The sequence below is a fragment of the Kitasatospora sp. NPDC008115 genome (assembly GCF_042957205.1).
Taxonomy (GTDB): domain Bacteria; phylum Actinomycetota; class Actinomycetes; order Streptomycetales; family Streptomycetaceae; genus Kitasatospora.
On sequence record NZ_JBIBHU010000061.1, the window covers coordinates 1 to 12,547 of the forward strand.

Annotated in this window: 7 protein-coding genes and 2 pseudogenes; 7 read left to right on the top strand and 2 right to left on the bottom strand. The window is 70.5% G+C overall.

Translation table 11 applies throughout. From position 1 onward, the window contains the following. Positions 1–456 precede the first annotated feature (456 nt). Positions 457–681 (top strand): annotated as a pseudogene (locus tag ACFZBX_RS36445) (IS5/IS1182 family transposase); the annotation flags it as partial. A gap of 19 nt (positions 682–700) precedes the next feature. Here the strand turns inward: ACFZBX_RS36445 and ACFZBX_RS36450 are convergent. Next, positions 701–1,165, bottom strand: a complete 465-nt coding sequence (locus tag ACFZBX_RS36450; RefSeq protein ID WP_391538110.1) for a hypothetical protein — start codon at positions 1,163–1,165, stop codon at positions 701–703. A 568-nt stretch (positions 1,166–1,733) separates the two neighbouring features. Here ACFZBX_RS36450 and ACFZBX_RS36455 point away from each other — a divergent pair. After that, positions 1,734–1,937 (top strand): annotated as a pseudogene (locus tag ACFZBX_RS36455) (transposase); the annotation flags it as partial. A 423-nt stretch (positions 1,938–2,360) separates the two neighbouring features. Here ACFZBX_RS36455 and ACFZBX_RS36460 read toward each other — a convergent pair. Continuing rightward, positions 2,361–5,258, bottom strand: coding sequence for a M4 family metallopeptidase (locus ACFZBX_RS36460; RefSeq protein WP_391538111.1), 2,898 nt, complete (start codon positions 5,256–5,258; stop codon positions 2,361–2,363). A 1,012-nt stretch (positions 5,259–6,270) separates the two neighbouring features. Here ACFZBX_RS36460 and ACFZBX_RS36465 point away from each other — a divergent pair. From ACFZBX_RS36465 to ACFZBX_RS36485, 5 genes are all read left to right on the top strand, one after another. Continuing rightward, positions 6,271–6,717 carry a hypothetical protein gene (locus ACFZBX_RS36465; protein ID WP_391538112.1) on the top strand — a complete coding sequence of 149 codons (447 nt, stop codon included), beginning with the start codon at positions 6,271–6,273 and terminating at the stop codon, positions 6,715–6,717. Then, entirely contained in the window at positions 6,717–8,840 is a 2,124-nt protein-coding gene (locus tag ACFZBX_RS36470) for a hypothetical protein (protein ID WP_391538113.1), read from the top strand. The genes ACFZBX_RS36465 and ACFZBX_RS36470 overlap by 1 nt, the downstream gene beginning before the upstream one ends. Beyond that, positions 8,837–9,562, top strand: coding sequence for a helix-turn-helix domain containing protein (locus tag ACFZBX_RS36475; protein ID WP_391538114.1), 726 nt, complete (start codon positions 8,837–8,839; stop codon positions 9,560–9,562). Before ACFZBX_RS36470 ends, ACFZBX_RS36475 begins: the two co-directional genes overlap by 4 nt. A 100-nt stretch (positions 9,563–9,662) precedes the next feature. Then, on the top strand, positions 9,663–10,268 hold the full coding sequence (locus tag ACFZBX_RS36480; protein WP_391538115.1) for a dihydrofolate reductase family protein: 606 nt from the start codon (positions 9,663–9,665) through the stop codon (positions 10,266–10,268). Positions 10,269–11,693: 1,425 nt separating this feature from the next. Further along, the coding region (locus ACFZBX_RS36485; RefSeq protein ID WP_391538116.1) for a LysM peptidoglycan-binding domain-containing protein at positions 11,694–12,547 on the top strand (854 nt) is incomplete at its 3' end.

Here is a 12,547-nt window from a genome sequence, read left to right on the forward strand (position 1 = left end):
TGGAGCCTCCCCCCGCAGGGCGACTCCGAAGGGCCACAACCTTCATCTCCCACGCAACATCGCATCAGTTGGTTCTTCCTACAACGAACCCACCTTCACGTTCAGGACACACGCAAACAGTCAAGATCATCTGACGCGGGACAGCAGTCGTGTCCTCAGCGCGCGATCGGCCGGGTCGGTGTCGTCCCTGCTGGGTGTTGCACTGATGGATCGTCAGGTTCGGGTGTGGTGTAGCAGGTCGGCGGCGTTGGCTGGTGGTGTACCGCTGGTGTCATGACGGTGGTGTGCTCACTGGCTTGTATCGGTGTCACGGGGCGGTGTACCGCATCATCCGAGTGGTGTCATGGGTTCGGCTGTTCTTATGCCGGGCGGTACGTGGGGTGGGTGTGATCAGGGTGTCCGGGTTGTGTGCGTGGCTGCGCAGGCCGCCTCGGTGACGGAACGCCGGAGTAGGCGGACCAGGCGGCGAACAGGAAGCGGAAGGGCTCCGCCGGTGGCAGGCCGGTCACCTTCGATCCGGGCCGCTACAGACAGCGCAACACCGTCGAGCGGTGCTTCCCGAAGATCAAGACATGGCGCGGCCTGGCCACCGGATTCGACAAGAGCCCCGAAAGCTACACAGCAGGCCTACACCTTCGCGGGTCGATCATGTGGCGGAAGCTCCTGACCTCAGCCACATGATCCGAACCTTGAACAGCTTCTAGCGGTACCAGCCGCTCCAGGAGCCGTTGGCGTTGCGGGTCTTGTACCAGGTGTTGCCGTCCGTGCCCGTCACCTCCAGCTTGATGTAGTTGCCGCTGTAGTCGCTGATGCGGGGGTCGGACGCGACCGGGCCGCCGAGCGGGGCCATGGCCAGGTGGCCCTCGGGGTCCTCCCAGATGGTCCACACCCCGTGGTCCGAACCGACGAAGAAGCGGTGGGTCGTTCCGTCGGTGAGCTCGTAGACGGGCATCTTGACCCCGAAGCCCCTGCCGCAGAGGTACGTCGCGTTCAGCGAGCCGAGGTTCCACGGCTCCGAAGTCTGCTCCGCACGAATGCACTCGGGATGCCAGATCACCCGCTTGGGGCCGGCCGCCCCGGCGCTCCCCGCCATGCCGACCACGGCGGCGGCGGCCAGTGCCGCCGCGGCCACGGTCCTTCCGAGCTTCCTGGTGTTCGTCGTCATTACGGGCCTCCGGATCACGCGCCACACCACCCCGCCGGACGGCGGGGGGACGAGGGCCGGCCGTGACGCGTTGCCGACGTCGAAAGTGCCAATGCGTGCGCCGGCCGAACCCCCGGTCGGATCGTTGCAGAGACTTTTCCCGGCAGTCAGCCCGAACCGGCGGGTAGTGGCCGCTCGTCCCCTCCGGGTGCCCGGAGGGGGCGCCGGATCGTGCCCGGAACACAGGCAACCCGGACGAGACGGCCCGACCGCTCGGCTTCCGACTCGGATGATCCTCCGGCCCCGCCGGTACGGGGATCAGCCTCGACACTTGCGTCACCGGCGCCCGCACGGCCCGGCCCCGCCGCGGGGCGGCGACGTTACGGAGCGCTCGTTCGGCTCGGGTGAAGCCGATGCTCAAGCCCCTCATCAGCGGTCCGTCGATGCCTTCGGGCCCGGTGACACCACCCCCCCCGGATCATGAACAAAACGGGGAGTCATGCCGGAACCGAAGGCCGGTGGCCCCATTGCGGGGCCACGAAGACGGTAACGGGGGGGTAATGTGCGCCGGTCAGGTCGCCTCGGGCACGGAGGTGTCGACGCGGCCAAGAAGATCAAGGGTCGTAAGCGCCACCTGGCCACCGACGCCCTTGGCCTCCTGCTCGCCGTGATCGGCACCGCGGCGTCGGTCCAGGACTCCGCCGGCGGCAAGCGAGTACTCGACGAACTCGCCGCCGACCAGGCGGCCGTGGCCAAGGTCTGGGTCGACGGCGCGGCTGCAACAACACCGTGATCAACCACAAAACACGCCTCAGCGCCGACGTGGAGGTCGTCAAACGTCCGACCGCCACCGGCTTCCAGGTCCTGCCGAAACGTTGGGTCGTCGAGCGGACCTTGTGCGCCACGAGGCGCTCTGTTGATATCCCCGGCTCAGCCGGGAGGAACTTGGAAGGCGCGGAACGCCCACCGGGTGCCCCGCGGCGGTGACAAGGCCCCGGGCCATACGGTGCCCGCATCGCCTCCAGGGGCTCACCGGCTGGCGCCGTTCGTGCCGGGCGCAGCATCTCCACCACTCGAACAGCCGTGATGCCTGCCGTTCTCGGCACAGATGCCCATGTCTGCGCCAGACCCTGCGAAGTCCTGGCGGCAGTGGTGGATCGGCTGTGTGCCCCCGGAGCCTTTCGGGCTTCGGGGGCACACGTCACGGCGACAGGTGTCAGCAGGAACGGGCGGGCCGGTCGCGGACCATCAGGTCGACACGGCCGCGAGTGCCGTCGATCCAGACCACCCGGGTGCCGGTGTCGGCTGCAGCGAGGCTCTGTCGTCCCCGGTTGCAGGAGACGCGTACCGGGGTGCCACCGGTGACCGGTACCTGGTACAGCTTGGAGAGGTCGGCGTTGGACAAACTGCTGGCAGGGCGATCGTGTTCACGTTCGAAGGTGACAGCCTGGTCGCTGACGGTGATTTCTTTGGTCAACGGTGCAAGCGGTGCGTCGGAGGGGACCAGGTCGGTGACCCCGGAACCGTCCGCGGCACCGGATCGGATGCCGATGCCGCCATTGGGCGCCTGTTCCGCCCAGACCAGCCGATCGCCCACGAAGTGCGGATCGCCCATGAAACGCTTCGGCCTCTTGGGAACGCCCGGGATGCCGGGGGGCGTTCCGTGCGTTCCGGCCCGGGTCATCGGGTATTGGGTCGTTTGTCCAGTGGCGATGGAGTGGATCGTCGGCGCCTGGACCGAATTGTCACCGTCGATCCAGGTTTCGATCCAACCGACTCGGCCGTTCTTCAGGGTGAGCCCGTCCCGGGCGTGTCCCTCCGGTAGCGGGAGTTCGGCTGCGGGTGCGCCGTCGTGGGAGAGCCAGACCCCGGGGACGTTGCTCCCCGGGCGGTCGGCGAGGAAGGCGATGTCCCCTCCGGACACCCGCACGTCACCGATGCCGTTGGTCGATGTGAACACGGTGCGGGCCGGGCCGCCGGACAGCGAGCGTGTCATCACCGTCCGCACGGTCTGGATGTCATCGCCGCTGACCTTGTGCTCCGTTGTCCGCCAAGCTGCCGTGTGGCCGTCCGTGGCGGGATTCGTGTGCTGCCGTCCGTCCTGCGGACTGAGCCGGACGGGGGTGTCCGAGGAGGTGGTCGAACCGGTGAAGAGCGGGCCCCAGTCGTCGGCGTCCTCCGAGACGTTCATGACCCAGCGTCCACCGCCCACGGCCGGCCGGTCGACGCCGGCGGTGCCGCGCAGCAGGGTTTGGCTGTCCGTGCGGATCCTGTCCTGCCAGCCGGCCTTGATCCCGTGCGCGTCGAACGCGGCCGCGACGGTGCGCAGTGCGGCGCGGTCGAGGCCCAGTGAACGGGCGGCGGCGAGGACGGCGTGGCGTCCGTCCACGAAGTCGTCCAGCGGGGTGAGGTAGGAGGTGATGGTGCGGTAGACCAGCCGGTCGGCGGTCAGCGGGTCGAGGGTACGGCGGATGTCCCACAGCGCGCCGCTGAAGATCATGGAATTGACGTGCACGCCGCCCGCGTCGAGGGTCGGGTCGGCGCCGACGAAGTGGTCGGCGGTGGTGCGGTGGCCGTCCAGGCGACGGCGTGCGCACTCCTGCGGGGTGCCGCTGTGGCACAGGCTTCCGCCGATCAGCGCGGCCCGCGGGTCGGTCATCGGGATGCCGTTGGCGGTCGCGTCGACGGCGGCCCCCATGTAGTCGGCCAGCCCCTCGTTCATGGCGCCGGGCTGCCCGCCCGTATCGAGGTTCGCGGTGCTGTGGATGACACCGTGCGTCATCTCGTGGCCGGTCACATCGAGGTCGGCGGAGAACGGAAGGTGCTCGGCATCGCCGTTGCCGTAGAGCATCTTCCCGCTCCACATGGCGCCGGGCCAGGGCTCGCCGGCGTCGCTCGTGTTCACGACGGAGGTGACGGGACCGCCCGTGCCGTCGATTCCGTCGCGGCCGAAACGGTCGCGGTAGAAGTCGTACACGGCGGCGGCGTTGCGGTGGGCGTCGACGGCGCCGCCGGCTCCCGCCGAGGCGGGGAAGTCCGGGCCGGCGGAGGAGACTGGCACGCTGCCCTCGGGCAGGTTCCCCTGGAACTGGAAGTAGGACTGCCCGGCCGCGTCGTAGGTGGACAGGCCGGAGCCGCGGGTGAGGTCGACGAGCCGGTAACTCCCGTCCGGCATCCGGGCGATGTTCACCGGCACGGTACGGCCCCGGAGGTCGGTGGCGGTGCCGACAGCGGGCTCGCCGGCCGGGGCGGGGTTCGCGGGCGGTGTCGTGGCCGCGGTTCGGGCGGCGGCGGGACCGTCGGCACCGGCCGTGGAGGGGGCGGGGGTCGCGTACGCGAGGGCGACCGTGCCGGACGTGGCGTCGACGTAGGTCTCCCGGGCCGTCGGCTTCCCGGTCGACGGATCGGTGAACCGTACGACGAAGTGCTGGGCGAGCCGCCCGGTGCCGCCCGGCAGGACGGTCGGGCCGAGGTCGTCCACGGTGGCCGCCGACCGGGCCTGCGGGGAGGGGAGCGAGTCGAGTGCCGCCGTGCGCAGCGCCTCGGCCGGGAGGGCCGGTGCCGTCGGGGCCGTCAGCCCGGTGAAGTACTTGCCGCCGACCGCCTCCACGCGGCGGTCGGCACCCTCGCCCAGGAGGTGCACCAGGTACTGGCCGCCGCGCACCGGCAGCCCGCCGTGGTACTGCTGGAAGCGGACGGTAGTGCGTCCGTCGGCCGAGTGCTCGACCGCGAGCACCCTGAGCTGCGCGGTGTCGACGTGGTAGCGGTCGGGGTGGGCCGCGAGGTGGGCAAGGGCCGCCTCGGCGGGAGTTCCGGGCGCCGCATCCGACAGCCCCGTCACCAACTGCGGTGCGGCGGTGCCGTTTCCGGCGACAAGGGCGGGGAGCGGGTCGGCTTCGGCAGCCGGCCCCGGTGGTGCGGCCAGGGCGGGCACGGTCGGCAGGGTGAGGGTGAGCGCCAGACACAGGACGGCGCCGGCGCCGAGCGCCCTGCCGGGCGGACCGGAACGATGGAACACCGCAGACCTCCAAGGGAAGGGGAAGATAAAGTGCTTGCAAAGCAAGCACCATGACGAACAGTCAGCGACTTTCCGACGGTCGCGACCGGTCGCCATGTGATGCTCGATCGCAGCGCCGTTTCCCGTCCAGGCCTCACGTGCGAAGGTGCAGGGGTCAGCCGTGACCCGTGCGCACCGGCACCGGCTTCCTGTGCCTGAACAGGCATCGGACTGCCGTGCGGATTCCGGGATCAGGTCGGACTGTCCCGCCCGGGTGCCGGCCGACCCGTCGACCGGGCCGACCTGGAACCTTCGCACCGTTCCGGACACCGTTGTGGTTCAACCTGCCCGACGCACGGTGGGCCTCGCGAGCCGTGCGGCACGCCGCCCCGTGCAAGGGCGGGAGCCGGGAATTCACCGTGCCGACCAGCCACACAGCAGGAGTTCAGGCACGCGGCAGCCAGGTTGTCACGCCACCACCCGAAATGCGCGAAGAGGAACCCGGGCCGACCCGGGAATCGCGGCCGGCACCGAGCGCGGCCGCAGCAGCAGAGCGGTGGCAGTACGCCGAGCGACTGAGCTGTGCACAGCGGGCCACCGCGGCTCCGCTCGCCCGCGAGCGACCCCGAGAACCGGCTCGTGCTCGGGGCTGAACACGCGGGCGTCGCTGCCGCTGCGCATGGTCCTGCGTGGTGAGGGATCGGCGAGCAGGCCCGACTCGACCCGGTCCGTCACCATCCTCGTGCCGGCCCTGTCCACGCCGAGCGCCAAGGCGTCCGCGACGAGGTCGGCCGCCGTGCCCTCTGCCCGATCCATCGCCTGCCGGTTCGTCATAGCGGGGAACTCGGCGGTTGGCGGCGGCCGCCACGGGTCTCGTCCGGGCGCTCCTGCACGTACCGCACGTGCGATGACGGAGGCATCCTCCGAATCCGGCCCGGTGAACCGGCAAGCGGCGTCAGGAATCGGGCGTCGATCGCGATCGAGCCGGCCCTGCGGCCGACTGGCCGGAAGGTGAGTCCCCTTTCGAAAAAGACCTAGGTCTAAACCCGATCTGATCGCCTTGATAAACAGATCAGGCGCCGCTACTGTCTGTGGAGTTAGCCGAGATCAAGGGTTTAAAGGGGTCAAAATGAGAATCATCCTGGAGGATGTCCCCGACGAACTTGCCCGCGAGCTGTTCGCCTTGCTGGCCAAGCACCAGAGCGTTCAGGCCGTACAGGACGCGCAGTGGACCGAGACCCGGGCGGAACAGCTGCTGCGGGACCTGCCGACCAACGCGACGCAGATCATCCGCCACGCCGTGGCCGGCAAAGGCTGGGCGGCCGCCAAGCAGCTCCGGGGCCCGAACGGGTCGGACTCGTTGCGCGGACGGTCCGGGGCGATCACCAAGGCCATCAACCGCGGCACGGCCAAGGGCCGCTGGCCCACCGGCATGCCCCAGCCCGTCGAGGCCCAATACGACCCGGACAACCCGTCCTACCAGCGCACAACCGGCTACGTCATGACCGAGGACCTGGTTCCCGTCTTCGAAGCCGCCCTACGGCGCATCGACACGGATACGGAGACCGACGCCTGATGGACCGCAAGACGTACACCGCCGAGAAGGCCGTCGCGGCCGCGCGGAAGGAGCTGGACAAGCTCACCGCCCAGCGCGCGCGCCGGGTGGCCGGGCTCGCGGGGTACGAGGGCGCCCAGGCGCCGGCCATCGCGAAGGCCTCGGGCCTGTCGGTCGGCGATGTCGTGCGGATCGCGCCGCTGCTGGACCCGACCCCGGCCGCCGTCCGCGCCGCCAAGGCCGACGACCAGGCCGCCGTCACCGCTTCGCCCGCTCCGGCGCCCGTGGCCGAGGCCGAGCCGGTCGCCGCAGTGGCCCCGGCACTGACCCGCCCCGCCGCCGTCGTCGAGCAGCCCGCCCCGGCCGCGCCCGCCGCTGCTGCGCCGGTCGTCCCGGCGGCTTCGGTCGCTGCGCCGTTGCATCCGGTGGCCGAGGCCGGTCCGCGTGAGCTGCCCGCCCTCCCCGAGGGCCCGGCGGGCGCGCGGTTCGAGGCGGTGACGACCGGTCTGGTGTCCAAGCGCCCGAACTTCACGCAGCAGGCCCGCGCGACGGTGTTCCTGGACGCGGCGACCGGCGACCTCGCGGTACGCGACCGGGTGGTGCGCCTGGACCTCGGCGCCCGTACCCCGGGCGAGATCCTGGACGCCGTCCTCGCCACCGCGCCCGGCACCGAGCGGATCTACATCACCGCCGGCGCCCCCTGGCACGACGGCGCCGAACGCTACTCCACGCTCAAGGACGCCGTCGCCGCCTGGCTCAACACCCCCTCCGAGCGGTGGACCACCGCCGTCGGCTCCGGCCGCGACAAACTCGCCGGCCACTTCGTCCACCAGCGCCAGCCCGTCGGCCGCTACGCCCCCGCCTCCGCCCCGGACAGCCACGCCACCGAGATCCGCTCCATGGGGGAGTGGTTCGACCCCGACGGCGCCGACGCGACGACCTGCCGCCAGGCGTTCACACTGCTGTGGCAGGCGCTGCGCCGGCACTGGGACGACGCCGTCCTCATGGGCTCCCCGAGCCAGACCGGCCGGGACCTGTGGTCGCGCACCATCCCCACCACCGGCAAGTGGTCCGGCGGCTACCCGGTCCTGTCCGAGGAACTGCGGGGCCTGCTGCACACCACCGGCGGCCAGGGCCGCACCGAGCTCATCCTCCCGCCCCGCGTGCCGGAGCAACTGCCGGCCCTGGTGGAGTACGACCGCACGTTCGCCTACGCCAAGCACCTGTGGAAGTCGCCGGTCGGCACGCCGCGCCGGATCACCGCAGCGGCGTTCGCGGCGATGACCGAGGCCGAGCAGACGAAGGCGCTGATGTCCTGCTCGCACTGGAACATCAGGGTCACCGTCCCGCCCGGCTGGAACCACGTCGGCCTGCTGCCCGCCCCCGTCACCGGCGACCGCGCCTGGATCTACCCCTCCGAGCCCGGAGCCACCTTCACCACCTGGGCGGGCGGCGCGGAGGTCCACCTCGCCCTCGCCAACCACCTCGCGCCGTGGCGGATCGAGGTCCTCTCCGGCCTGCTCTTCGAGGACGGCAAGCCCCTCGACGAGTGGGGCAAGCGCCTCAAGGCCGCGTGGGCGGACCTGACCAACCTCTCCCGCATGCACGGGGACGAGCGGCAGCGCCAGGCGGCCTACCTCGCCTCCCGGGCGGTCCGCTCGGTGCTGCTGTTCGGCCTCGGCGGTTTCGCGCAGCGCCCGCGCCTGGTCTCCGGCACCACCCCGGCCGGCCAGGAGCTCCCGACTGGGGTGGAGATCCTCGGCCAGGACGACCAGGTGGTCACCTGGCAGCGGCAGGCCGGCTTCTCCCGCGACCCCTATGCCCACCCCGAGTGGGCGGCCTACGTCTGGTCGGGGGCGCGGGCGGCGCTGCTGGACATGAAGTACCGGCAGGGCAAGGACGTCATCGGCTACGCCGGCGCCCTGCACGCCAGGCCCGGCACGGTCGTCTACTTCGGCACGGACGGCATCGCGCTGACCGAGCGCCGGCCCTGGCCCTACCGCGGCGAGCCGGGTGACTACCTCCTCAAGGGCCACCTGACCGGCCCGGTGCCGCACCCGAAGTCCCAGGAGGAGTACCTCAAGCTGCGTGCCCTGGGCCGCGCCGAACTCGCCGCCGACCAGGCGGCCGGAGGTGACCAGTGAGTCCGGCCGACCCCCAGCACCCGAACGAGGCCGCCCGCCTCACCCAGCAGCTGCTGGACGAGGGCTTCACCAAGCGCCAGGTCGCCGGGATGCTCGGCCGCGACGCGAGCCTGGTGTCCCAGTTCTTCACCAAGGGCAAGGGCGCCAGCATGGTGAACGCGCTGCGCCAGGTCGTGCGCGCGGTGCGCAGCGGCGAACGCGACCCCGAGGCGCTCGGCGCCGTCGCCCAGGAGAACGTGCAGCGCCGCCGCACGAGGACCGGGCAGAAGGCCCGGGTGCGGGGCAAGGACGTGATCGGCACTCCGGGCGGCAGCATGGCCGGCCGCGCCGGGCGCCAGGCCATCAAGTCGGGTGCCGCGCACCTGGCCGGCGTCATCCACGCGGCCGCGGCCGCGGACGGCCGGGTCGCATTGACGGTGCGGATGCAGTCGCGGTACTTCACGCTGTCGGCGGGCTCCCGGCAGGACTCGCCCGGCCTCCGGCGCGGTGTGGTCCCGCGCGCGGACGGCACGCAGGAGCGCACCTACGGCTCCGCCGCCACCGGCGGCTTCCCCGCCGCCGAGTGGTCGCAGCGGGTCGCCGCCTCACACGGCGACGTCGTCCACGCCGTGCTCACCTGGCTGGTCGAGACCGGCCGGGCCACCGAGGACGCCGAGATCGTCTACCTGGAGATCCGCACCTGGACCCCCACCGGCCACCAGAGCACCCAGATTCTCGTGTGACTGAGCGACCGGGCCGTTTTCTCGTTACCTCACAGCGCGGCCGATGAGTTTGTTGCTCCGGTCGGTGCAAGCTCGTGACACCCCAGGAAAGGACACCGCCATGCCGGAGCTTCTCGTTGACTTCATCACCTCCCTCGACGGCCATGCATCGGGAGAGGGATGGCCCGGGTTCTGGGGCCTTGAGGGCCCGGAGTACCTCGCATGGCTCGGCGGGCAGCCCGAGGCCACCTACCTGATGGGAGCGAACACCTACCGCCTGATGTCGGGCTTCGCAGCAGGCGAGGTCCCGAACGGCCAAGACGAGTTCAGGCCCGAAGAAGAGGCATCCGTGGACGAGCTCACGAGGGCGCCCAAGGTGGTGTTCTCCTCCTCACTCAAGGAGCCACTGACGTGGCCCAACTCCACGCTCGTCCGCGGCGACGCTGTCGAGGCGGTCCGCGCCATGAAGTCGAGTGGCTCGGGGCTCCTCAGCACGATCGGCAGCCTCAGCCTGTGTCGGTCCCTTCTCCGAGCCGGACTCGTCGACCGCTTCCGGGTCGTGATGTTCCCGGTGATCACCGGGGCCACGGGCGAAGAACGCATCTACGACGGCTATCCGGATGTTGCCCTCGAGATGATCGAGCACCGCACCTTCGACGGCCGCATCCAGCTGGTCGAGTACAAGCCCCGCGTGCTTGAGCACCCGCCGCTCGGCGCCCCTGCGTGACGTCGCCCCGTCCGCCGGCCTGGACGGCTGCCGGGCCGCCGCCGACGGGCACGGAGCAAGACCTTGGTGGGGGGCGAACGGCCAACGTCAGGATCGCCCGGACCACCTGGCCCCGAACCCTCGCAGGTCAGCCCACGTACGCCCTCCCAGGCCGCGGTCTTTGCAAAGATCCACCTTCCGGATGTGGATGCGCCGCTGGACACTTCCCTGGGCAGAGCCTCGCGAGCTGAGCGCTCCACATGGCGATGGGGCGAACTGAAGCCCTCAGTCACACAACTCGCCCGACACGACAACCGGAGGACCCTCATGGCCGACACCATCGCCGGCTTCGCCCGCCCCAGCCTCGACGACTGCGACCCCGACGAGTCCTGCGCCGGCTTCCTGCGCTGCGGCCGGTATCAGCCGGCCGCTGGCTGACCCTCGGACCGAGTCCGCACCCTCCAGGACGCACCATGCCGCAGGCAGCCCCCGGCCGCGAAAGCCGAGGGACCACCCGGGCCGAGCGGCGCCGCGCCGGCCTGCGGCCCTGGCCGATCGCCGACGCCCTCGTCGCCCACAGCGAGGACGGCGCCGGCAGCGCATCGCCCGGCCGTGGAGCCGGGGCCGCGGATCAGACCGGCACCGCGCTGACCCCCGCCGCGATCCCGTGGCCTTCGCCGGGGCGGGACGTGCCGTACAGGGCATCTATGCGGGCAGCCACTGAGGCCACCAGCCGGGGATATTGCCGACCGAGCAGAGGCCGCTGTCGCTGACTGTTCCGGGGACGGTCCCGATCCAGGCGAATTGGAGCCAGGCCATCGCGATGAGGGCAAGTGCTGCGGCTGTTACGGGCGCCAGCGTGGATATTCCTCCCCGGTCCGATCCGCGGATCGCGACGCGCGTGACTCCATAGGCGATAAGCGCGACAAACGCCCCTGTCGCGATCGAAAGGGGGAGTTCGTAGTGCCGAATGCTGCCCCAATTCGCGTACTCGTCCTGGTACGAGCCGCAGTATCTGCGGGCCGCGTCCGAGAGTTTCCACGATCCGGCCCCGCCGGCCAGTCCCATGAGGGCTACCAGGCACCCTGGCGTGCAGCTTGCTCCCGAAGACTTGTCCACCCTCTCAACGACGCGCGGCGACGGGCAGCGGTTCCCGGCCGGTGCGCGAAGTTCTCCGGACCGCGGGGCCGGGTGTCCGCCACAGGCCATATCGGCATGTCCTTGGCAAAACATCTCGGCGAAGTTCTCTTTACCTTTACTTTAACCAGAATGAATCGGACGCTAGGGCATATTTCGGCATGTTTAATTCCTTTCCGCGCGTTTCCCGGGCCCCATGGATCTAAACTCAAATAAATCGTTTGATTGCGATCGGATGTGTGCGTATGGTCAATCGTGTCCGGCGCAAGGCTTGGCCGGGCGGAAACTTCTAGATTCTGGGGGGAATGTATGAGGTTTGTTACGCGTGCGGAGTGGGGCGCCCGTCCGCCGGAGAACGGACACCCCGAAGTCCTGACGAACAAGGGCGTCAAGATCCACTACTTCGGGTCGCTGTTCGTCGGGGTCGAGCACAGCCAGTGCCCGCGCAAGATGCGCGAGACCCAGGACGAGCACATGAACGGGAACCACTGGGCCGACATCGGCTACAGCCTGGCCGTCTGCCAGCACGGCTACGTGTACGAGGGCCGCGGCAAGAACGCGCAGAACTCGGCCAACGGGAACCCCGAGCTGAACCGCGACCACTACGCGGTGCTGGCGTTCGTCGGCAGCTCCATCATCACCGAGCCCAGCAGCGTCCAGATCACCGGCATCCAGGACGCGATCGCCTACCTCCGCCGGCACGGCGCCGGCAACGAGATCCGAGGCCACCGCGACGGCTACGCGACCCAGTGCCCCGGCGGCCCGCTCTACCAGCTCGTCCAGGCCGGCACGCTCGACCCCGGCACGCTCTACGACGGCGGTATCCACACCGTTCAGGTCGGTGACAGCCTGGAGAGCATCAGCCTGAAGTACAACATCCCGAAGATGTACATCATCGCCGTCAACAATCTGCAGGCGCCCTACGACCTGACGGTCGGGCAGAAGCTCAAGGTCCCGGCCCGTGGGGTCAACCTCGGAGAGGGCGTGCCCGAGGGCGGCGACGGCGGAGGCGAGACACCGACCCCGACCGGCTACATCCCCTTCCCCGGGACCGAGTGGTTCATGTCGAACCCGAACAGCCCGATCGTGACGGCGATGGGGCAGCGTCTGGTCGCGGAGGGCTGTGGCAAGTACACGAGCGGTCCGGGGCCGCAGTGGTCGCA